Source organism: Aequoribacter fuscus, from assembly GCF_009910365.1.
Taxonomy (GTDB): Bacteria; Pseudomonadota; Gammaproteobacteria; order Pseudomonadales; family Halieaceae; genus Aequoribacter; species Aequoribacter fuscus.
This window is the reverse complement of the sequence record NZ_CP036423.1, coordinates 2762656-2784772: the sequence shown is the minus strand read 5'-3', so window position 1 is coordinate 2784772 and position 22117 is coordinate 2762656. Positions and strand designations below refer to the sequence as shown.

The 22117-nt window shown below is 48.2% G+C and carries 26 protein-coding genes; 17 read left to right on the top strand and 9 right to left on the bottom strand.

Annotated features, from left to right (window positions below):
• Window positions 1-2 precede the first annotated feature (2 nt).
• From fliQ to EYZ66_RS12695, 5 genes are read left to right on the top strand one after another with little or no spacing between them, the layout of a single operon-like run.
• Window positions 3-275 (top strand): flagellar biosynthesis protein FliQ, encoded by a 273-nt coding sequence (gene fliQ / locus EYZ66_RS12715; RefSeq protein WP_040817615.1) that lies wholly within the window; start codon window positions 3-5, stop codon window positions 273-275.
• On the top strand, window positions 275-1045 hold the full coding sequence (gene fliR, locus EYZ66_RS12710) for a flagellar biosynthetic protein FliR (RefSeq protein WP_040817612.1): 771 nt from the start codon (window positions 275-277) through the stop codon (window positions 1043-1045). The genes fliQ and fliR overlap by 1 nt, the downstream gene beginning before the upstream one ends.
• Entirely contained in the window at window positions 1046-2197 is a 1152-nt protein-coding gene (gene flhB, locus EYZ66_RS12705; RefSeq protein ID WP_009577015.1) for a flagellar biosynthesis protein FlhB, read from the top strand.
• Between the two features lie 35 nt (window positions 2198-2232).
• Window positions 2233-3042 (top strand): hypothetical protein, encoded by an 810-nt coding sequence (locus EYZ66_RS12700; RefSeq protein ID WP_009577014.1) that lies wholly within the window; start codon window positions 2233-2235, stop codon window positions 3040-3042.
• Between the two features lie 46 nt (window positions 3043-3088).
• Window positions 3089-3997 (top strand): BAR domain-containing protein, encoded by a 909-nt coding sequence (locus EYZ66_RS12695; RefSeq protein WP_009577013.1) that lies wholly within the window; start codon window positions 3089-3091, stop codon window positions 3995-3997.
• On the opposite strand, the gene EYZ66_RS12690 is transcribed toward EYZ66_RS12695, so the two are convergent.
• The 6 genes from EYZ66_RS12690 to flhA form a co-directional block, all read right to left on the bottom strand.
• The gene (locus EYZ66_RS12690; RefSeq protein ID WP_009577012.1) at window positions 3981-4568 is read right to left on the bottom strand and encodes a hypothetical protein; all 588 of its coding nucleotides are present in this window, start codon (window positions 4566-4568) and stop codon (window positions 3981-3983) included. The genes EYZ66_RS12695 and EYZ66_RS12690 overlap by 17 nt on opposite strands.
• A 47-nt stretch (window positions 4569-4615) precedes the next feature.
• Entirely contained in the window at window positions 4616-5110 is a 495-nt protein-coding gene (locus EYZ66_RS12685; RefSeq protein ID WP_040817609.1) for a hypothetical protein, read from the bottom strand.
• A 17-nt stretch (window positions 5111-5127) separates the two neighbouring features.
• Complete coding sequence (locus tag EYZ66_RS12680; protein ID WP_139042633.1) at window positions 5128-5868, bottom strand: sigma-70 family RNA polymerase sigma factor; 741 nt, start codon at window positions 5866-5868, stop codon at window positions 5128-5130.
• Entirely contained in the window at window positions 5843-6637 is a 795-nt protein-coding gene (locus tag EYZ66_RS12675; RefSeq protein WP_009577009.1) for a MinD/ParA family ATP-binding protein, read from the bottom strand. Before EYZ66_RS12675 ends, EYZ66_RS12680 begins: the two co-directional genes overlap by 26 nt.
• 64 nt (window positions 6638-6701) lie before the next feature.
• Window positions 6702-7472: a hypothetical protein gene (locus EYZ66_RS12670; RefSeq protein ID WP_160195698.1), complete on the bottom strand. Its 771-nt coding sequence runs from the start codon at window positions 7470-7472 to the stop codon at window positions 6702-6704.
• Window positions 7473-7475: 3 nt separating this feature from the next.
• Window positions 7476-9593, bottom strand: a complete 2118-nt coding sequence (flhA, locus tag EYZ66_RS12665; protein WP_235714731.1) for a flagellar biosynthesis protein FlhA — start codon at window positions 9591-9593, stop codon at window positions 7476-7478.
• A 201-nt stretch (window positions 9594-9794) separates the two neighbouring features.
• Here flhA and EYZ66_RS12660 point away from each other — a divergent pair, with 201 nt between their 5' ends.
• The 5 genes from EYZ66_RS12660 to EYZ66_RS12640 all read left to right on the top strand — a co-directional run bounded on the left by EYZ66_RS12660 (window position 9795) and on the right by EYZ66_RS12640 (window position 13294).
• Window positions 9795-10259, top strand: coding sequence for an LPP20 family lipoprotein (locus EYZ66_RS12660; protein WP_009575817.1), 465 nt, complete (start codon window positions 9795-9797; stop codon window positions 10257-10259).
• Window positions 10260-10359: 100 nt separating this feature from the next.
• Entirely contained in the window at window positions 10360-11460 is a 1101-nt protein-coding gene (locus tag EYZ66_RS12655; RefSeq protein ID WP_040816648.1) for a hypothetical protein, read from the top strand.
• A 35-nt stretch (window positions 11461-11495) separates the two neighbouring features.
• Entirely contained in the window at window positions 11496-11933 is a 438-nt protein-coding gene (locus tag EYZ66_RS12650) for a type IV pilus assembly protein FimV (protein ID WP_160195697.1), read from the top strand.
• Window positions 11934-11945: 12 nt separating this feature from the next.
• The gene (locus EYZ66_RS12645) at window positions 11946-13013 is read left to right on the top strand and encodes a hypothetical protein (protein WP_009577244.1); all 1068 of its coding nucleotides are present in this window, start codon (window positions 11946-11948) and stop codon (window positions 13011-13013) included.
• 2 nt (window positions 13014-13015) lie between these two features.
• Window positions 13016-13294 carry an EscU/YscU/HrcU family type III secretion system export apparatus switch protein gene (locus tag EYZ66_RS12640; RefSeq protein ID WP_009577243.1) on the top strand — a complete coding sequence of 93 codons (279 nt, stop codon included), beginning with the start codon at window positions 13016-13018 and terminating at the stop codon, window positions 13292-13294.
• Between the two features lie 38 nt (window positions 13295-13332).
• Here EYZ66_RS12640 and flgN read toward each other — a convergent pair whose 3' ends face one another.
• The 3 genes from flgN to flgA all read right to left on the bottom strand — a co-directional run bounded on the left by flgN (window position 13333) and on the right by flgA (window position 15018).
• Window positions 13333-13737 carry a flagellar export chaperone FlgN gene (gene flgN, locus EYZ66_RS12635; RefSeq protein ID WP_009577242.1) on the bottom strand — a complete coding sequence of 135 codons (405 nt, stop codon included), beginning with the start codon at window positions 13735-13737 and terminating at the stop codon, window positions 13333-13335.
• Window positions 13738-13748: 11 nt separating this feature from the next.
• Window positions 13749-14051 carry a flagellar biosynthesis anti-sigma factor FlgM gene (flgM, locus tag EYZ66_RS12630; protein WP_009577241.1) on the bottom strand — a complete coding sequence of 101 codons (303 nt, stop codon included), beginning with the start codon at window positions 14049-14051 and terminating at the stop codon, window positions 13749-13751.
• 73 nt (window positions 14052-14124) lie between these two features.
• Window positions 14125-15018 carry a flagellar basal body P-ring formation chaperone FlgA gene (flgA, locus tag EYZ66_RS12625; protein ID WP_235714750.1) on the bottom strand — a complete coding sequence of 298 codons (894 nt, stop codon included), beginning with the start codon at window positions 15016-15018 and terminating at the stop codon, window positions 14125-14127.
• Window positions 15019-15332: 314 nt separating this feature from the next.
• On the opposite strand from flgA, the gene flgB reads away from it, so the two are divergent.
• The 7 genes from flgB to EYZ66_RS12590 are packed head-to-tail and all read left to right on the top strand — an operon-like array spanning window position 15333 to window position 22096.
• Window positions 15333-15707, top strand: coding sequence for a flagellar basal body rod protein FlgB (gene flgB, locus EYZ66_RS12620; RefSeq protein WP_009577239.1), 375 nt, complete (start codon window positions 15333-15335; stop codon window positions 15705-15707).
• Window positions 15708-15709: 2 nt separating this feature from the next.
• Window positions 15710-16135, top strand: a complete 426-nt coding sequence (flgC, locus tag EYZ66_RS12615; protein WP_009577238.1) for a flagellar basal body rod protein FlgC — start codon at window positions 15710-15712, stop codon at window positions 16133-16135.
• A gap of 15 nt (window positions 16136-16150) precedes the next feature.
• Window positions 16151-16837: a flagellar hook assembly protein FlgD gene (locus EYZ66_RS12610; RefSeq protein WP_009577237.1), complete on the top strand. Its 687-nt coding sequence runs from the start codon at window positions 16151-16153 to the stop codon at window positions 16835-16837.
• Window positions 16838-16857: 20 nt separating this feature from the next.
• Window positions 16858-19785, top strand: a complete 2928-nt coding sequence (locus EYZ66_RS12605; protein WP_160195696.1) for a flagellar hook-basal body complex protein — start codon at window positions 16858-16860, stop codon at window positions 19783-19785.
• Between the two features lie 31 nt (window positions 19786-19816).
• Window positions 19817-20578, top strand: coding sequence for a flagellar basal body rod C-terminal domain-containing protein (locus EYZ66_RS12600; RefSeq protein ID WP_009577235.1), 762 nt, complete (start codon window positions 19817-19819; stop codon window positions 20576-20578).
• A 26-nt stretch (window positions 20579-20604) separates the two neighbouring features.
• Window positions 20605-21390, top strand: coding sequence for a flagellar basal-body rod protein FlgG (flgG, locus tag EYZ66_RS12595; RefSeq protein WP_009577234.1), 786 nt, complete (start codon window positions 20605-20607; stop codon window positions 21388-21390).
• Between the two features lie 25 nt (window positions 21391-21415).
• The gene (locus EYZ66_RS12590; RefSeq protein ID WP_009577233.1) at window positions 21416-22096 is read left to right on the top strand and encodes a flagellar basal body L-ring protein FlgH; all 681 of its coding nucleotides are present in this window, start codon (window positions 21416-21418) and stop codon (window positions 22094-22096) included.
• Window positions 22097-22117: the final 21 nt, after the last annotated feature.

Genomic DNA, 22117 nt, shown 5'->3' with positions numbered 1-22117 from the left:
ATATGGAAGCAGGAGATGTCATTAATCTGGGGGGGAGTGCCATTTGGACAGCTGCTCTTGTGGCATCTCCTATTCTTTTGACAGCGCTCGCTGTAGGTTTGATCATAGGTATCCTCCAGGCGGCAACCTCGATACAAGAGATGACGCTCAGTTTTATCCCTAAATTAATTGCAATAGCTTTGGCGCTTGCCATATTTGGGGAGTGGCAGCTTGCCACAATGGTGGAATTTTATGAGAGCATATTTGAGCGAGTGCAGTACATGTTTCTGAGCTAATGGACATTGTCTTTGACGATATTGTTAACTTGCTTGCGACAGGCTTAATTCCCATGTTGCGGATCTCCGCTATGATAATAGCAGCGCCACTGATCTCGCTTGATGTCGTGTCATTGCCTATCCGCATCGTGTTAGCAATTGTCTTGACTTGGGTGATATACCCTCTTATCGAGGTGCCAAATCTGAATCCATTGTCTCCTGAGGGGATGGTGATTCTGGTGCGGGAAATGTTTGTGGGAATAGCAATTGCCGTTACATTGCAGGTGGTGAACGGAGCACTTATCCTAGCAGGGCAAGCTTTGTCTATGAGTATGGGCTTAGGTATGGCGCAAATAATGGATCCATCAGCAGGAACTGTCCCTGTTCTCTCCTCTTTCTTAATAATCTTTTCGACCCTGATTTTTATGAGTTTTGGGGGGCATAGTTTACTCTTTTTCTTAATACTTCAGAGCTTTGAGTTCGTTCCTATTGGAGCGGCCTTTGATCTCGATGCGGTTATCCTTAAGGTAATGGCTTGGACTTCAATGGTCTTCCTAGGTGGGATATTAATAGCGATGCCGATAATGCTGACCATGTTGCTTGTCAACCTTTGCCTTGGGATTGTAACTCGGTCGGCTCCGGCCCTGAATATTTTTGCTGTGGGCTTTCCCGCGATGATACTCGCGGGACTCGCCCTACTAATTATTAATCTAACCAATATAGCGCACAGAATAGAATGGTTATGGGTTGAGGCCTTCACAACTGCAAGAGATATATGGGTAGGTGTTTAAATGGCGGAAAATGACAGTACCCAGGAGAAGACGGAGGAGCCAACCAATAAACGGATACAAAAATCTCGAGATGATGGACAGGTAGCTCGATCACAAGAACTATCGATCGCAGCAACGGTGATCACAGTCGCGGGTTTTATGTATCTTTTCGGTGGCGCGATGATCATCAAAATATCGGAGCAGTTTGCGGCTGCGTTCGTGTTTGATCCAAAACATGTCTTTGATGTAAGTGGTCTGACGTCTAGAGTGGGCAAGGGTCTCATGGACGCGCTCTTAGTCGTAGCCCCTTTGGGTGCGGCAGCATTCGTGGTTTCATTCCTAGTGTCAGGTGTGCTGGGGGGCTATAACTTTTCTTGGAAAGCGATCGCGCCCAAGGCTTCGAAGCTAAACCCCCTATCCGGTCTTAAGCGCATGTTTGGCATGAAGGTCGTCTTCGATTTTTTCAAGACGATTGGGAAATTCCTCTTAGTGGGTGGCCTCACCTATCTGCTGGTTGACAACTATGTAGGACAGCTAATGTTTACCTCGCTGATGAACTTTGAGGGGGGCTTAGCACTCGGTGGATCAATTATTGTCTTTTCTTTTTTGGTGGCGACTCTCGCCCTAATTATTATTGCAATGATTGACGCGCCTTATCAGCTGCAAGAGTATAATAAGAAGCTGAAAATGACAAAGCAGGAGGTCAAAGAAGAAGCCAAAGACACCGATGGCCGCCCGGAAGTGAAGCAACGTATCAGACAGAAGCAGAGAGAATTAGCATCGATGCGAATGCTTGAAGCAATAGCGGACGCAGATGTCGTTATCACTAACCCAGAGCACTTTGCAGTTGCACTGGCATACGATCCAACCGGTGACCTACCACCTAAATTAGTTGCCAAGGGGTCTGACTTCATTGCTGAAAAGATTAGAGAGCGAGCCAAAGAGGAAGGAGTCCCTCTGTTTACCTCACCCATATTGGCGCGTTCTTTATTTTTCACGACAGATCTCAACGGTTACATTCCAGAGCCTTTATACGAAGCCGTTGCTCAGGTCATCGCCTTTATTTTTAACATCAATAGTTTTAATCGAGGTGGAGTAAACTCTGAGATACCGGTTCCGAGAGTTCCTCTAGGTATGAGATTTGATAAAAATGGCGAGCCAGAAAAGAGCTGATTCCCTGAGCTGACGATTCTACGAGAGAAAGCGATATGTCAATCGAAATTCAGAATGTGTTAATGCCCCACTCTGGAGACCCTGAGCTGCTAGATCAGATAATTTCTGCTTGTAGAGAAGGGCGACATATCATTGTTTGCAGCGACTCGGATACCTACCTGGACGCAATTTGTTATGCTTCATACAAGATAATCAGAGCCACAGACGGCTTAACGCCGCGGCGTTTATATCCTGCAGTTACCGAGGAGCTCCTAAAGACTTTTAACAAAGCAGTGGACTCTTTGACTATTGATGAGGCGATTCGCTCCAGCTCAGTCACGAGTCGAGATATTCTGATTATTCCAGAGGTTCGTGGTTTCTCTGCCTCAGACTGGACCATCCTGACCAAGCTGTTGAAAACATTCGTTGGCGCAAATGTCAGTGTTTTAATTTTTTCGAGTACTCGGAGTGTTTCTGAGGCCGCAATTTCAGACTTTGTCGCGGATCTAGGAGTTCAGCTGCTTTATCTGCCGGTCTTGACCGCAACCGATCTAGAGAGCATCAAGGAGATTAACGAGCCTCATTTGCAAGAAAAAGCTCAGGTGCTTTTTAGCAAGCTCTCTAAAGATTTTTTAGGGGCCGTAACGGACGTGGAAAAAGGCATCGAATTGGCTGATATTGCAGTAAAGAGGAGTGGCCGAGTATGGAGCCTACTGCTTGTGTTAATGGCGATCTTGGCAGTCAGTTCGATAGTCTGGTTTGACAAGCGTTTTCTAGATTATGTAATAGGTTTCGTACTGTTTATTAGACGTCAAATTATTTTGATATGGGACTGGTTGACGCTTTCGGACTTTCAGATTTTTTGAGGTCGTCCGATACTACCTTTAATTGTTGATATGCATAGGACCAATTATGAGTGACGAAAAGAATCAAGACGTCGATGAGCCAGCAGGCACAAGTGACGGTGTGGCAGCGCGCGTTGTGCGGGAAGAGTCAGGTTCATCCGAACGCGGTGGTTTGCGTACGGGGGGCGATACAGACACTAGCTTCCTCAGATCCGAAAAGGATACGGCACCTGGCGCTCGTGTACGGAATTCTGAGTTTCCAGAGTTTGATAGGGTGCATTTTGAATCATTGATCCTGGATAGGTTAGCGCCGGTCATCAAGCACATAGAGAATCAGACAATGCGTCAGCAGATGATCGCTCAGCGAGTCGGATACGGCGCGATTATGGTCATTATCCTAACAGGGATTTTGCTCTTTGTTGCAGCTGGCAGACTGGCTGGTGAAGTTGGCAACCTTGAATCTGCTACCTTAGCGATTTCGAAGCGGATTGTGAATATGAACTCGGCGTTGGAGAGCTTTGCGCGTTTTGAGCAAGGTCTTGGGATGCTGGATGAGGGGCAAGCGTCTATTCTTCGTCAGCTAGATGCGACTGCCGAGAATTTGCGATTGTCGCAGGAAGATTTCAGTGGACAGCTGTTAACGGCGACGACGAGCCTGGCCAATCAAACGCAAGATACTACTGAGTTGGACGCATTACTGAATCAGGTGAGTGAGCTTAAAGAGCAAGTTGCCAGCACTCAGCGAGATATTGACCAGTTTAAGCCCACAATTAACAGCTTGAATGCGCTTAGGTCAGATGTTGCCGCATTGGTCGATATTGAAAAGAGCAACCTACGGCAATTACTGGCTCGTCAAATTGAGCTCGAAACGGCCAAGTTGGCGGAAGAGGAAGCAAGTGAGCCGACAGGCCCAAGCTATTCGCCAGAAATTATCGTTTTTACGCCTGAACAAGAGTCTACTACTCGGGTGCAGTAAACAGACGTAGCAGGACTAAGATTTCATCGACGAAGTCGTCTGCGTCCAATGTAACTGAGTTATACACGGATGTTATCGTGTAACTCACTTGCTCGGCTAATAGCTTTACTTCATTAGGCATTACGTTAGCAGCGTCGTAAGAGGACGTGTAAAGTTGCGCAAGGGCGCTAGCGGGCAGCCATGAAAGCACATCGCCGCGTAACATTGAGATCATCATTTCGCTCTGTGGTGGCCGAGCGCTGCTGCCATTGAGACCATCTTGAAAGCCCATCAGAGCCACTTTTCGGAGGTGTTTTTCCAAGATGATTTGATAAGTCAGTATTTCATCAGCGTTGCTGAGAACAGTATCTCTGGAGTCGCCTGTGATGGCCTGCCAAAGTGCTTGGCCTTGCAATCCAGAGAAGATTGACTGCTCGCTTGCTGTCGCTGATTGACCCTCGGTTTGATTTCTTGATGAGATAATGTTCCCTGCGATTGCTTCCAGTTCGGAAAGTTTGCTTAAAACATAAACCAGCAGAATGACTGCGGAAAGAGCGAGCAAGATGATTAATACGATTCCAAAATTTTGCATTATGATTCCTCGGTGGCTCGGATTCACTCAGTGGCGAATAGAGTATCTTAGCTTAATGTGGGTTCTGCCTCGTTGTCACTTTCCTGTCTTAGAAACTCCAGAAGCTCTATTTTTGACGTAAATTTTAAGTCATTAGTGACTTCGTTCGCTATTGATGCAGCTTCCTCAAAAACCTGCCCTATACTTAGCTCTGTGGTTTGATACTTGCCACCGAGATCATACATTTTTTGTGCGTGATGAATCGGAACATAGGTTATCAGTTTCCCAACCGAGGAGCTGATTACCTGATAGCCGCTCTCAACTTTTGGTCGCTCAGGCGTTGCCTTGCCTGCCTTTATGGCGGCGACCAAGTCGGCCTGATACTTCAGTTCACGCTTGGCACCTTGGATAAAAGTTTTGTTTAGGTTAGCCCGCACTCTGAGTGCAGTCCTGGTCCGGAATACGTGACTTGTGTGGCTATCGTCAAGGGTGCCGCATCGTTCGTAATCCGCAAGGGCTACTTCCTTCGCGGAGGGTTTACTGAACTTTTTGAAGAAAGCCATTTACTGTCTCCACTGACTTAAAGTCTAACTTCCGCACGTAGTTGCGTCACGATTTTACTCAGAAGCTGACTTACACGCGATTCACTGATGTTCAATATCGAACCGATTTCTTTTAGGTTAAGCTCTTTTTCGTAATATAGGGAGAGAATTAACTGATCTCGCTGCTCAAGCTGCCCAATTCTTGTCTCTAAAATACCTAAGGTCTGAGAATGTTCTATCTCTTCGTCTGGTGAATCAGCATCATGGGCTTGTTCGAAACCGTTTTCCGTCAGTACCTCGTATGACGATAACTGATAGGTATGTGTTTTCATCTCAGAGCGGTGGTAGTCTTCTAAAGTTACACCCATTTCACTCGAGATCTCGACCGCGGACGGACGTCTACCCGTTCTAGCCAGGTGGTCATCTATAATCGCTTCTCTGGTTTTTGCATGGATGTTGTCTTGCCGTGACAGAGGTGATCGCCTTCTTACTTCATCTAGAATCGCGCCGCGAATTCTCTTTGTTGCGAAGGATGCAAGATCATCTCCTTGGGATTCGTCAAAGCTTTTAAAAGCCTCTAACAGACCGATCATACCAATTTGCACGAGCTCTTCTAATTCGACATAGTCTGGAAGCCGTGCCTTCAGATGCATCGCAATCCTCTGGACAAGGCCTATGTGCTCTAGGACCAGATCGGTCGATCCTCCTGGGGATGGTGGGTCGCCTGAGTAGTTTTTATACTCTTTTACCATCTCAAATGGTCTTTGATAGTCGTTCAACAAAGAACTTTATCGAGCCCGAGTCATGACCATTGTCATCGGACATCAAGTTATCTGCTATAGCACTGATATCAGTCGCAATGGGTGATTTCGGTTCCAAGTTCACGAATGGGATCCCTTTGCGTGCAGATTCCAAAATCAGCTCATTCTGTTTTCGCAATGAACCAGCATATTGGAGATGGAGATCAAGATATTGCATGGTGACCTTGTTGACACGCTCGTATATTGTTTTGGCTTCTTCTTTAGACCTGATTTGGCAGGGAAGGAGATGGAGTTGCGTGATATCGTACTCATGTTTTAAGACTTTAATCATGGCGTAGGCATCGGCGATTGATGAGGGTTCGTTTTGCACAACGACTAAGCGGATATCGCACGCCGAAAAAAGAACCGTGACGTTATCTGTAATACCTGCCGCAGTATCAACGATCAGGACATCGCAGTCAGGAATGTTAGAGATGCCATGTATTAACCCCAGCAATTGTAACCTAGACAAACTCGAGAGTGTCTTGGAACCGCTGGAGCCGGGCACAAGCTTTACGCCACTTGCGGTTGACACAATGATTTCCTCTATGCTTTTTTCGCCTGCCAAGACATGCGCGTAAGTATGCGTTACTCTGGTACCTAGCAGGATTTGGGCGTTACTCAGCCCCAAATCGCCATCAAGCAACATGACACCTAGACCCCTGTTGGCGAGTTCGGTAGCTAGATTGACTGCTACAGTAGTTTTACCAACGCCGCCTTTGCCGCTTGATACCCCTATCACTTTCATAAAAAATCCTCGCCCATTTTAAACGGGAGCTCTCATAATATACTTAATATTAGACCCAATGTGTTCAGACATTTGCTTTAAACTCGAGGACATTTTTATCCCTCTTGGGCTGCGTTTCTTTGAGTATCTCGTCGGCAGTACTCTGCAGTAAGGCGGTTAACTCTAGTGCGGTTACGCTCATAGAAGCCTTAAACAGGGCAAACTGTTCATCGCGATCTTTTTCTGCACCGCTGGTATCAATAATCGTCTTTACCTCGACCTCAGTATGATTCAGCGCGGCGGCATAAATCGTTTCATCAACGCTATAATTGTCGCGAGAATGGCCATCTGATCTCTCTGACTTAACACCGGTTACCTTGTTTTCCTCGGCCGGTTGCAGGCCATTTTGAGCCTCGCCTGTTTCTTTAAGACCCTCTGATTCGGTATTGCTTACTTCTGATTCTGCAAATTTAATGCTGGAAAGCTCATCTAATATCTGTCTGAAGCTGTCCTTTGCTGTGCTTTCAAAATCGGGCTTGACTGCGATGTGATCTGCTCGCAGCACGTCCGCGGCGTCTGTGAGAGTTGAATTCGTAGTGATGTGTTCGCCATCCACTTTAGTGGTCACAGTTTCCTGAGTTTCCTGAGTTTCCTGAGTTTCCTGAGTTTCCTGAGTTTCCTGAGTTTCCTGAGTTTTTTGGGGTTCGCGCATCGAGACGTTCTCGACAGCCAAAATAATGAGATTTTTGGTCGCTGTTGCGATGCTACTCACGATAAGACCGTCGGCACCATACTGTCGCTTCACCTCTTCCAGGGCAGCGTTGCTCATCGCACACTCGATAATCTTTATTTCCATGGATTATTCCCTTTTGCCCTCGATAGCATTCAGTCCACCAATACTACCAAACACTTTAATTTTCTGATCTTCAGGAATTTCTGTGTAGGATATCACGTGTAGGTCACGTACTCGAGTCCGAACAAAGCGCGCTAACCATTGGCGCAGTTGCGGTGAAACCACCAGAACGGGTGTGGCTCCTTTTTCTTGTATTTGCGTGGCGTTCTCTGCCAGCGCGTCTAATACTGAGTTGGCTAGACTAGGCTCCAAAACCACCTGGTTGCCATTACTTTGGCGGAAACTGTTTTCGAGTATGTTCTCTAAGTCACCGGCGAATGTCACTACTGTCAGCGTGCCCGTTGAATCGAGGAGTGGCTGAACGATCATTCTACCTAGCTTTGGCCTCACCTCACTGGTAAGGGTATCGGCGTCAGTGGCTCCCGATTTCGAGACGGTTAGTGCCTCGATAATGGATCGCATATCTTTTACCGGTATTCCCTCTGCGAGCAAGTTTTGAAGAATTTGGGTGACCGTAGACAGCGGCACCGTGTGAGGGATTAAATTAGACACGAGTTTCGGGTAATTGATCGCTACTTTATCGAGAAGTTGTTGGGTCTCATCTTGCCCAAGAAGCTCGTGGGCGTTTTCCTTCAGTATCACGCTGAGATGTGTTGCGATAGTCGTGGGTCCATCTACGACAGTGAAGCCCATTCCCCGGGCAAGGTCGCCTTGAGAGGCTTCTATCCAGACCGCGGGCAGACCAAAAGCGGGTTCCACTGTGTTCTCACCCTTCAGGGTGTTCACATTACCGTCGGAGTTAATGGCCAAAAGACGCCCTACTCGCAAGTCGCCTATTCCTCGAGCAACCCCATTTAAAATGATCTGATAGGAGTCCGGTCTGAGATCCAAGTTATCTCGGATCCTAATGGGTTGAACTAAGAATCCCAATTCAGCGGACAACTTTTTCCGAACCCCTTTAATCCGAGTGAGTAATTGCCCCCCCGATTGGGTATTCGCAAGCGGAACTAAGCCGTACCCGATATCGATGCCAACGACATCTACTTGATCCAGATCATCCCAAGAAAGTTCAGACGATTTTGCTTCTAGGTCATCGGTTACCTGCGCCTGCACATCTTTTTTGTTTTGATCTTGTTGCTGGGTCTGCAGACGAACGTAGTAACCAATACCAGCAGTAATTGCCGCTAATGGTAAGAAAATACCATGTGGCATCCCGGGAATCAGCCCAAGAATAAGAATGATGGCTGCAGCAAGGAAAAGAGCATTTTCATTGGCCATTTGGCTGCCGGCTTGCTCTGCGGTCGACTGTTCGGTCGTTACTCGCGTCACCAATATTGCTGTCGCGAAAGACAACAGAAGCGTGGGTATCTGAGCAACCAGACCGTCTCCGATGGTCAGTAACACATAAATACGCCCAGCGTCTGACAAGCTCAGATCGTGCTGGGTTGTCCCAACCAAGAGGCCACCGATGATATTAATCGCGAGTATTAACAGTCCGGCAACCGCATCTCCGCGAACAAACTTCGATGCGCCATCCATTGAACCAAAAAAATCAGCTTCCTGGCTGAGATCTTCTCGCCGCTTCTTGGCTTCTTCCTGATTAATCATGCCCGCATTGAGGTCAGCATCAATAGCCATCTGCTTTCCGGGCATTGCGTCCAGAGTGAACCTCGCTGTTACCTCTGAAACTCTTCCCGCTCCTTTCGTGACCACGATAAAATTGATGATCATCAAAATCATAAAGATGATGAAACCGACCACATAATTTCCCGCAATAACAAATTCCCCAAAAGACTCGATGACTAATCCGGCGGCATCGGTGCCGTTGTGTCCGTTGACGAGAACGATCCGGGTCGATGCGACATTGACACCAAGCCGAAGCAGGGTGGCTATTAACAAGACTGAGGGAAACGCAGAGAATTCAAGCGGATGCTTAGTATTCATTGCAATCATCAACAGCATTAACCCCACAATGATGTTGACAGTAAAAAGGACATCTAAAAGGAGAGTGGGTAGCGGCAATATCAACAATGCAATGATTAATAGAACCACGAGTGGCATCGCGATACTACTCACTTGCGCTGACGAGATTGACTGTCGAAATTCTGACAGTATTCCTATCAAAATAACTCTCCAAAATTCAGTTAGTTATGGTCTCTTCTATCTTTCTTTTGCGAGGCCAATGAAATAGTCTATTTTCAAAGCTAGTATCAGCAAAATACGTGCCACTTGCGAGCATTAGTCAAAGTATTTTTGATAAAGATTTATGAGTTAGGTACGATACTTAACCAGAGATGGTAAAGTTTTTTACATAAGGAGCGTCAAATGGGTGGTATGAGAAAGTTAAGCGCTTTGGTATGTGTTTTGGCGTTGGTCAGTGGCTGCACGACCACCTCACCAAACGGGTTTGATTCTGTTCTTCGGCCGATCGTAGAGAAGCGAGACACCTTGATGGCAACGGGTTATGCCGTAATTGACATTCAGGATTCGGACATGGCTGCCCAGAGACGATTGCTTGCCATCAGAGCTGCCAAACTTGATGCTTATCGGTCGCTGACCGAGCAGGTTTACGGCCAATACCTCGATTCAACCGTCACGGTATCTCAAATGGCAGTGAAGAGTGATACATTTCGTAGCCGAGTTGAAGGTGTTATCTACGGTGCCACGGTCGTTCGTATTGAGCCGGTTGGTACCGAAACGTATGAAGTAACAATGGCTTTGGACAAAGCTTTGGTAAATGATTTGCGTCTGCTTTACTTGAACCAAGTTGCTTTTAGACCCACCGAGTAAAGTCGCTATGCATTTAAGGCACACTTTGCTTCCAGTCGTCTCTGCACTTTTGGTAGGTCTCAGTTTTGATGCCAGGAGTTCCGAGTCAATAGCGGCAGAGATGGAAGCGAAGGCTTTGCTGGAGGGTTTTAAAGCAAAGTTGATGGAGGTCGCATTTGAGAAAGGTGCTGTCGTCAAAGGTTTGTCCTATATCGATGAGAAAGGTGCTTTACATCAGTCGACTCTTTACCGCGCTAAACAATCGGTTAACGGGATTCAGATTCAAACTTTCATAGACGAGATGCGGGCTGGGGCAGATCAGTCTTGGGGTTCGGTTGGGATTGAAGATGTTTGTGGCGTCTGGTCGATGGCGAACTCGGCGCCGCTCCCCAGAAGCGTGAGTTTGTCGATTAATTCACCAGGCATTAGAACTGAGGGAGCAAGCCTCAGGCACGTGATTGCTCCTGTTGAAGAACTGGTCGCAAGCAGCATGCAAGCGGCCTTGATTGAGCGGGGCATGCGCGTGGTGAGGGCGTCTGAGAGTGAGTTAATAGACGTCTCTGCTTCGCAGTATCAAAAAGTATTGTTAAGAGCTCCCTCGGGACACAGCGCCGATTACAGAGTCAGTGTTTCAGTGGCTATCAGCCCGAACTCCTGGGGTTCGCGAATGTATCAAGGGGCACGCCGATCTTTCTCAGGGGGGCTCAGCGAACTATTTAACCAGCAGTTGCGTCCCACCCCTCCGAAATACGAGTATACCATCGAGATCGTTTTCGCGGATGTGATCAGGTCGACTGACTTGGTGAGGCAGCAGGTCTACCTCGCGTCGACACCAACCGTGTCTTATGAGTCTGGCGAGGTCGCAGTCGATACAAATCTCACTTCTAAGTTGCGAAGGACACTTGCTGAAATCGATCGTGCACTAGATGCAAGTCAGTGCCTTCCGAGAGTTTTTCACGTTAAAAATTATGGCCAGGACGAGTTTCAAGTTCAAGGTGGGCGTGAAGATGGCGTTAACGAAGGCGATTGGCTTTTGGTTGGACAGCGTGAGTTACTGATTGACGGTCAGCTCAATAGCATAAATTTTGAATCTTTATATCTTGCGAGAGTCAAAAGCGTTAAAAGTGGTGTGGCAGTTGCTGAGCTACTCTCTCCCCCCGCTAGTAAAACGTTGTTAAAAGATAAGGGTGTTGCTGGAGATATTTTTGCTACGCTGCTATGAAGAAGCGAGTCTGTTATGACATGGAAAGGTGATTTGTGAATACAATACTAAAATGTTTCCTGTTGATAGGGTTATGCCTGCCCATTGCGGTGGTGGCCCAAGAGCCAAAAAATGAAACCCTAAGCGAGGGTGATATAGCTCGTCTCAGTGCGTTTGTAGGTGATATCGGCAGGGTGATGAAGGCGGCCCAAAAGGGGTCAGTAGCGGTGGATGGCATCTACAAAGTCCAGGAAGGCGACACGCTGAGTTCTATTGTTACACGCGAGTTTCGTGGGGTAGATGTCAACCCTGTGTTGATCAGTGATGTGATCGTCGATTTAAATCCGCACGCCTTCCCGCGAGGCAATCCAAACTGGTTGCTATCAGGAAAGGATTTACAACTCCCGTCTGAGCAGGATTTCCGAAACTATATTTTCCCGGGATCAAAGACCAAGAGTGATACCAGCTCGCGAGACTGGGTTCGCTATCCATAGGCGATTGCAAACGTGCTTGGTCCAGAGATGGTCAACTATGCAATACGTCCAACTCCGCTGTTCTCAGATGGTGTACCTAGCCTCAAGCTTCTGGACCCGGTGCCTAAGGAATTGGGTCTGCTTAACCATCAGACAATCCGAACTGTCGTAGAAGTCGATAAGTCAGGACAGTTTTTCTTTTTTAATCAGCGAAGATTTGAACTGCCGGATACCTTCAAGAAAATACAGGGTAGAACCGTTAGTTTTCTTGTTCGTTTTACTCAGGGCGGGGCGATTTTGGTTCCCTTGACGCCTGGGCTGCTGGCACCAAGCGTATCCCCAGAGATGGTCGCAGCGAATAAGGTTGATACCTATCAGAGCGCTCAATTGGCCTCGATTCTGGGCCAGTTGAGACATGCGATTGAGTCAGCCCCAAGAGAGGGTGCCTCGGCGCTAGCGGGTCTGAAAGAATGGGTCAGAACGACTGATCTGTCATCTCCGCCGGTGCTCTCTGCAGAGGTTATAAAGAATTTTCTTTTAAATAACGGCGTTCTCGCTTCAGACTCAAAGAATCCGCTGGCCAAACTGCTTCTCGTTTTGATACGTTCAGATGACGCACTCGGGAAAAATATACGATCACGGGTTCGAGAATTGTTTGAGAGTCTTGTGCTTCGCCAAGAAGTGAGCACACGGGCGCTGCAGCAAGGTCAATTACTGTTTGAAAGTATAGGCTCTGTCAACCAAATCCCCTTCAATATGATTGTGGCTTTGAAAGAGCGTTCACACAGTGACAAAGACTCTTCGCCTCAAGACGCTAGACCCTATTGGCAGGTGGATTTTTATAGTGAGATAAACCCGGATGACCGGATCTGGGTGAGCTTAACTTTGATGAAGGAAGTGGGCATTTGTGTCTCTATTTGGCTGACCAACAAGAGTCTCCACACTGTGGCAACTCAGGTTCGTGGCGATCTTCAGAGAGAGTTAGAAAGTGCCGGTTTGCGCAGTATAGAAATCACTCTTTACGATGGCGCTAAAGATGCTCTGTACGACCGTGTTCCGCCGAATAAGACGGTAGAGAAACCCCTAGACTTTAAGGTATAGCGATGGCAAAGGAGTCGGGTACAAGATTATCGGATCGAGCCTACGCGGTAGAGTATGGCAGTAAAGCAGCGCCGACCGTTATGGCAAAAGCCTCGGGCTATGACGTAGAGATTTTGATCGAAGCGGCGAGAGATCTGCAAATTCCAGTAATAGAGAATCCTCAACTGGCGGCGTTACTAGAGGGAGTAGAAATCGATGAGGAAATCCCAGAAGAGCTTTACCATTCGGTAGCGATCGTCTTGTCGTGGGTGTTCTGGATCCGTGGAGAGCAGCCTTTTTAAGAAGACCGCAGTGGTCAAGGGACCGCATTAGATCGCGGCTATTTTACCTTGGATGACTTTGACAATTTACCGAGTTTATCATAAGTCTCACCGAAGCTATGATTATGTGGTGTTTTGAAAAGTTCCAGCGCGCTGCGTGTGGAAGCGAGCTTCCGATCGACGAGCAGCGCGTTGCGAAGGTGCAGGGACTTACACTCATTCATCTGAACTTTGAAGGCTTCGATCAGGCTGTCGTAGAGTGTCTGTTCGACTTTTTCATAAATCGCAGGTGAGTTTTCAGTCAAGTAGTTCAGTGTATCGCTCTTTCTCACTTGAATTTTTTCGAAAGCGTCGAGTTCATTGTTCTTCAGAAAGGTAAACTCTTGCTCGAGGATATCGCGCAGAGCTTGAGCTTTGTGCAAGGCCTCACTAATGGCCTTCTGGTCTGATTTAAGCGACGCCATAGCAATATTGCTTATCCACCGATCAGTTTCTCAAGCCCAGCCATACTTTCCGCTATTTTACGCGCGTCTAAAGGATAGTTGCCATTCTGAATAGCTTCTTTTATGGCCTCGACTTTGGCTCTATCGAACGACGCATTCTCAAGAATGTTGCTGACTTGTGGACTGAAGTCTACCTGATCATGTTTGACAACCGCTTGTTGCGGAGCATCACTCATGGTGCCCTGCGCCTGCGTGTCTTGTTTAAGAGGCTTATCTACCTTCTGCCCCATTGCTGCTTTAGAAAAGCTGCTCATTACATCTGAGATATTTGTCATAATCTCCACCTCGATTCATCACTGAAGTAATTATCGGCATCACTCCCTGAAACTTTAGCACACAGTAGACTTATTAGTTCAGCAGTTCAACCTTCCCGATATCGACAACCATGCCGAGAACAAGATTTCCCGAATCAATATTTTCTAATTCTATGACCTCTCCAATCTTGCCTCCTTCAGAGGCCCTCACTTGCGCTGTAATTGAGATCATGCCTCTTACTATTGATAGTGTCAGAATCTCGCCTTTTCGCACTGCCAATGTTGGCTTAGTATTCGATTTGCGGAGATACTCACCCGAAGTGAGGTCACGCGTAGTCTCTAGGTGCTTTACCTCAACGCCTTGAAGCAGGGCGTCTTTTGGTGCCTGCTCGGTTTGTATGGTAGGGGTGAAAAGTTCCGGAGAAAGCCTTTGCCCCCGTGTTATGGAGCCATTAGAGATTAAAACATAAGTTTCGGTTGCACTGCGATCATCGTCTTTTGCTGCACCTGAAAAGCCAATTTCCTCGTAATCCTCGACCATGACAACATTACTTGCCTTTACGGATCGTTTAAGGCTGCGGCCAATAACGTCCGCGATGTGAGTCACCATATCGCCTTTAAGTTTATGATTAATCGCTTGGCGCTCGACATCGCCTCGGGATAGCGTGTCGCCCTCAGACAGGTTTCGCAAATAGCGGAACCCGAACTCGCTATTGTGGATCTTAATTCGAGTAAAAATGCTCCAAGAGTTTTCCGGGCAGACCACTTTCGCGGTGACGCCATCGCTGAATGGAAAAGTAATTAAGTATTCCTCTTCACAGTCTATGATCTTCAGCCGGTTATCCCAGATGAGGGCCTCGATGTTGCTTGCTTTCGCCCCGGTAAGCTCTGCTGCAGTCCGAATCAACTGCTCTTCCAGTTCTTTTTTGAGGGTGACTTGATCCAGCTGGGTCGCCAGCAGATGAGGGCTTGCCAAGACCAGCAGCACTAGCGTCAATAGCCCCCTAATCCGATTAACACAGTCGTCTGCCATAGCGGTCTTCATTCCTTATGTGTCGCCTATGTTAAGGCGGCTGGGCTTTACTTAGCAAATTTTCTCAAGTGTTTAGAGGATCTGTGAATTGCGGCGCTAATGTGAGCGGCAAAAGAGAGGCCGCCAGCGGAAATAACTTGCCGCTTCGGCGAAATTTTACCGCTTTAAAGTCGCGATTATAACGATTAAGTAACTGTTTAATTGAGTTTTTTTGATTATGGCATGAACCGTGCTTCTAATGCGAGTGTGAAACTTTTAGGTCTGACAAAATGAACAGCATTTTTGGGGTGCATGAGCAAGCTTTAGTACTAAAGTCGCAGAGACTCCAAGTCTTGGCGAAGAATATCGCTAATGCCGATACCCCTGGGTTCAAGGCGCGAGATGTTGACTTTAAACAGGTTCTCGCAGCGCAGGCGGGTTTCGGCAGTCTCGTGACCACTCACAAACGGCATTTAAAAACGGCGTTGTCGAATCAAGATGGACTGGTCTACACCAATCCGTACAACGCGGGTTTAGATGGAAACACGGTCGAAATCTCTGCTGAGCAAGCCAAATACGGTGAGGCAGCTATCGAGTACAGGGCATCTCTCGAGTTTCTGCAAAGAAGAATCAGTGGCATTAAACGTGCCCTCAAAGGAGAGTAGAGATGGGTTTAACAGACATTTTTGACATCGCTGGAAGTGCACTTGCGGGCCAAACGACTAGGCTGCACGCCACGGCAAGTAACATGGCGAATGCGTCTAACGTGTCCTCAACCGCTGAAGATGCCTACAAGGCCAAGCGTGTTGTTTTCCGAACGGTGCTTGAAGATCAGATAATTGGCAATGTCAGGCGACCTGCGGGTTCTCTGTTGGTCGATGGCGTGAAAGATGATCCTTCCCCACATCGCAAGCTCTATGATCCAAGCAATCCACTGGCAGATGAAGATGGATATGTGTATCAGTCGAACGTGGAAGAGGTGGAAGAGGTCGTTGAAATGCTAGCGGCTGCAAGGAGCTATCAGAACAACGTAGAGGTCATCAACACAGCGAAGCAGCTGATGACCAGAACACTTGAAGTTTTAAAGGCCTGAAGGAGTAAATGAGCGATGACAGCGTTGACCCCTAATATTCTGACCACTGAGTCTTACATGGCGCAGCAACGCAATGCTGTGTACAACAATGGAGAAGACGATCTCGACAGGGATGCCTTTCTTCAGCTGTTCACAGCGCAACTTAAGAGCCAAAATCCTCTCGACCCAATGAAGAACGAGGCTTTTGTCGCGCAGCTGGCCCAGTTTTCGTCGGTCGAGGGCATCAAAGGGATGCAGGCATCGTTAGAAACCTTGGTGTCAAATTTGCGGACCGATTCGCTTCTCACGGGCTCTTCTCTTGTGGGGAAAAAAGTCGCTATCGATGGAGGTGTTGGATCGGGCGGCGGCGGTGGTGTCACAGAGACAATGGTTTCACTCCCGAATGATGCCGATTCACTGATACTCAGTGTCTACAGCGGGTCAGATGGCTCGCTCGTATATCGAGAAGAGATCGGTGCGCTCGACGCGGGCGAACATCGTTTCGGCTGGCCCGGTCTTGACGCCAATGGCAATCAAATGCCGAAGGGCGAATATCGATTTACGGCGAGCGCCATTATTGACGGAAAACTTGTTGCGACCCCCACATCGGTTTTGAATGAAGTGGCAAGTGTCACTTGGAATCCTTCAAATCAACAACTTGACCTTCAGTTGCGCGACGGTTCGTCCGTGTCGCTTGATGGCATACGAACAATTTCTAACTAAGAACTCATAGGGGTTATCTCATGTCTTTTTACACGTCATTAACAGGTTTGAATGCTGCAACCACCGAACTTTCGGTGACCTCCAACAATATCGCTAACTCCGCAACAGCGGGGTTTAAGCGATCATCTGCTAGCTTCGGCGACATTTTTGCGACCTCACCACTTCAAAGAGCATCGGCTGTAGTTGGACAAGGGGTTGCTTTGAAGGAGATTAGCCAAGAGTTTAGTCAAGGCTTCGTTCAATTTTCTTCAAACTCCCTAGACTTAGCGATCACAGGAGACGGCTTCTTCCCACTCCAGTCGTCTGACGGCAGTCGGGTATATACTCGTAATGGGAGTTTTATGCTCAATGAGCAGAATCAGATGGTCAACTCAGCTGGGCAGGCGCTGCTGTCTTTGCCCGTTGACTCCACCAATAAAGCAGATTTTAGCCAACCACCCTCTGCGCTGTCGATTCCTCGCCAGACAGTGTCCGAATTTCGCGCGACGACGGAGGTTGAACTCGGGCTAAATTTGCCGTCGAATGTCGAGCCGATAACCGCAAACTTTAATCCCAATAAGCCTGAGACTTATCACCGCACAACCTCACTTACCGTTTACGGCGCGTCGGGTTCACAGCATCTCGCGACAATTTATTATGTGAAGACTCAGAACGCCACGGCGGATACGCCCGAGAACAAATGGCAAACTCATGTTTATCTCGACGGCCAGCGCGTGGATTCGGAGCTCATTCAGGCAACAGATAGCGGCGGCGATCAGTTCTTTGTGAATAAGTATGGTGAGCTCAAGACCGCATCGGAGCTGGAGTTTTTGCAGAAAAATAGTACTAATAGCTCGGAGTACTTAGTGACTCAGGGGACCGTATATCGAAAGTACTCTTTCGATAAGCTCGATGAGGCAATTCAGTCCACTCCCGCGACGGTATCTATTTCATCTGCTAACGAGACGACCCGGCAGCAGCTATCCTTGGCAGGAGGGGAAAGCGGTTTCGATTTGTCAGCGGCGAGTCGGAGCGAGTTGCGAGATATGCTGAGCCTCAGCGTAGATGGTTCATCATACGTTTCTTTGGGCTTGGAGCATTTAGCTGGTACGGTAAATATGGGGGCAGTGTCAGGGCAGACTATTGCCACAGAACTTACAAGAATCGCCAATGAGCGTTTTGGAGACGGCAGAAAGTTTGATATGTCGGACTACTTTAATGCTGACGGTACATCCTCGAACACCACAATGCAGCTAACGCGCAACTACGGTCTTGATGACGAGAGCACAATCGAGCTTGATGTTGGCCAACTTTTACTAGATCAGCAGGCATTTGGTAACGTCGTGTTCGACACCACAGACCCGCAAGTGAGTTATGAGGAGCTGGTATTCGCTTTAAACGCTGGGCTAGACGCTGCTGGCGTCACTGATATAGAAATTGCTTACAACTTGGCTCGTAAGGGGCTGACTATTACTCAAACTGGTGAAGAAACGCTGCATGTAACATCGAGTACGGCAGAAAGCGCCTTTGGGATTCCGGTTATAGATTTAGAGTTGGATGGAACCACTGGGAAGGTTGCTGGCACTAAATTAGACGAGGTGCCGAGTGTGCCTCCGGCCGATAGGGATCTTGCCATCAAACTCTTGGGTAATGTAGTCCCTAAAGGCGATTTGATTTTGCCAGCACGTGATCAGCGCTATGGCATACAGATCACCTATTTTGATGGTAAATTCAACATCTCTTCTGGTACCACGGGTGACGCTTCTAGTATCGCGGTGCGCAATATCCTGACTGCTTCGGATGGAGTCACAAAAAGTGCTAATGAATTGGGTCTGCAGCTATTTGGGCTCGAGTATGACAGCGCGCTATCAGATGCCGAAAATACGATCAAAGTGGATCCCGAAACCTCTGCGATAGCTAACAGACCCGCTGTTCGGGGAACGGCCTCGACACCAGCGATCGTCATAGGGAATCAGATGGGCGTAGATCCCAATGCGCCCTTCTCTGTAACCGCTGACAATCGAAATCTTACTGTGATTGTCGACAATATATCGGCGCAGATTGAGCTCGACTTGGGTGATTACCAGATCGGTGACTTTACCGATATGGTCGAGGAAAAAATCAACCTAATGGCGGATAACGTCGGCCGTCAAGTGTCAGGTGTAAAAGTGGATTTTGACCTGGGCGTCATCCGATTTACTGGTGCCACGGCGACCGATGATTCGTTTCTTCAGGTTGCGGGGTCCGCTGACTTCGGTCTTGAAGACGTGGATTCGGCGTTCGGGCAGACTTCCACTTATATCGAGCTGGATCCAGATACACAGGGTGCATCGACGCCGCTTTACGTTTTTCAAGATCGAAATGGTACTTGGATCGAGACCACCGATAAGCAAGACTTTGATGAAAACGACATACCGCAGTGGCGCCCAATTTTCTTGGATAAGGGTGAGTTAACCTTCAACACTAGCGGTACTCTTGTGTCTCCCGTTAATCGGGTCACTTTGGCATCGAGCGAGATTACTGGTAATCAAATTAATCTAGATTACGCCGCGAGTACGCAGTTCAACAGCCCATTTGCCGTCTTATCGCAATCTCAGAACGGCGCGCCAGAAGGAGACTTGGTAGGTGTTAATATCGGTGAGGACGGGCTGGTGGTGGCCAGCTACTCTAATGGCTCTCAGAAGTCGCTGGGTAAGATCATATTAGCTAACTTCGCTACTCCGAAAGGGCTTCGGCAAGTCGGTAACAGCGGTTTTGTTGCTAGCTCCGAGTCGGGAGAGGCAAGGCAGGGTGAGCCTGGCTCAGCCGGCTTCGGCACAATTCGAGCGGGTGCTACCGAGCGTTCGAATGTCGATTTGACTGCAGAATTGGTCAACCTAATCACGGCGCAACGTAATTTCCAAGCGAATGCTAAGGCAATCGAGACAAGCTCGACCTTAACATCAACCATTATCAACATGCGTAGTTAATAGCGGTCGATAAGACTGAAGGGGATTTAGGATGAAAGTCGCGTACACGGCAATGGCAAGTGTGAAACAGGTGAATCAAGCACGTGCCCAAACCACGAACATGTTGGCTAATGTGTCAACAGTCGGGTTCAAAGAAAGTTACCGGCACGCGACGGAATCAGTAAAAGTGGCGTCAACTGCTTTCGAGACGACCTATCAGCCCGTGGCTGCCTCTGAAGACTTTATTTCCTTGAGGGCCGGGCCGATGCAATCAACTGGTCGCAAGCTAGATATTTTTATGCAAGCGCAGACCGTGTTGGGGGTACAGGCGAGCAATGAACAAATTGCTTTCACTCGAAGAGGTGATTTAAGAGTCAACGAGATCGGGCAGCTTGAGCTGGGTACTGGGCAGCTCGTAGTTGACGATGCTGGTAGCCCGATCTCAGTGCCTCTAGGGCAGGATTTAGAGATCGGTGCGGACGGAACAGTTGTCGCTTACGATCCTGAGTTACCCGAAGCTCCTGGAGCGGAAGTGGGGCGACTTATGTTGAGAGATGCGAGTGCGACGGTTTTGGCAAGACGACTTGACGGGTTATTTGAGCCCGCGACTCAAGCGGGTAGTGGCGGGGATTTTGAATCAGGACCAACGCCACCCGAGATTTTATCGGGTGCCCTCGAAGGATCGAGCGTAAATGTATCAGAGATGCTGACACAACTGCTTGATTACAACCGCAGTTTCGAGAGCCGAATCCGGTTAATCAAAGAAGTGAGAGATTTGGATGAAGCGGGTTCATCGATGATCAAGATGGCATAGGGTCTATTAATTAAAGGAGGAGCGACATGGACGCTTCATTATGGGTAGCTAAGACGGGATTGACCGCGCAACAGATGCGAATGACTGTTATCGCGAACAATCTGGCAAACGTGAACACGGTTGGATTTAAGAAAGATCGTGCCGTTTTTGAGGATCTTTTGTATCAAAACGTTCGACAACCCGGTGCTTCAGCAGATGCACAGACGATCGCTCCCACCGGATTGATGTTAGGTACTGGAACGCGGATTATCGCCACCGAAAAGATTCACCGACAAGGAAACATGATATCAACTGAGAACGCGCTCGATTTGGCCATTGCTGGGCGTGGTTTTTTCCAAATTCAACAGGCGGATGGCACATTTGCCTACACCCGCGACGGCTCATTCAAGCTTAATGATCAAGGTCAAGTGATTACAGCGAGCGGGCAACTGATGGTGCCTGCCATCACGGTTCCAGTTAATTCAGCCAGTCTGACTGTTGGGCGAGATGGAACGGTTGATGCAGAGTTGGAAGCGGGGGCGGGCAAGGTGACTCTTGGGCAGATACAGTTGGCTCGATTTATCAATGAGGCGGGGCTGCAGTCCATCGGTCGCAACCTATACCGTGAGACTACCGCCAGCGGACCGGTTGAAGTTGGCGTTCCTGGCATATCGGGGATAGGAGAGCTCACGCAAGGTTCTCTCGAGGCTTCAAACGTCAACGTTGTCGAAGAGATGGTCAATATGATCGAAACGCAGCGGGCCTATGAAGTGAACTCGAAGGCGATCTCAGCAGCTGACGGGATGTTACGTTTCTTGAATAACAACCTGTAATACCCGTAAAGAGCGGAGTGGAATTATGAAATACTGGATGTTGTTGGCGGGATTGAGCTTGATCGTAGGTTGCGCGTCTAAGCCATCTTTGGAAAGGTACAACGAATTCGCACCTATCCGACCTTTACAACCGGTAGTGACGGGTCCTGCGACAGGCTCTATTTTGAATAATCGCAGCGGGCTGTCACTGTTTGAGGGACAGCGAGAATGGTATGTGGGTGACATCGTCACCATCGTGCTCAGCGAAACCACACAGGCGAGTCGCAACACCAATCTGTCGACCGAGCGAGTCTCTGAAAACAATGTGCTCGGTACGAGAGGCCCAAGTGAGCTTTTTCCGCAAACTGGCTTTATCGGTAAGGCACTGCCCTATCTAAAACGCGATGGGGCGACCGTTAAATCGGAAGGTGGTGGGAGTACTGCCCAAAACGCATCTTTGGAAGGTGTCATAACCGCAATGGTTACAGAGGTGCTTCCGAACGGAAATTTGGTTGTGCAAGGTGAAAAACAGCTCTCGATGACGGAAGGGTCCGAATTCATACAGGTGCGGGGCATCGTTCGTTCAACAGATATTCAAATGGATAACTCGGTGTTGTCTCAAAGACTGGCCAATGCGCAGATCGCATACAAAGGCACTGGCGACCTCGCGACAAGCACTCAACCTGGCTGGCTGACTTCAATGCTGTTCAAGTTCTGGCCCCTATGACCGATGATCTATGGAAGGAGT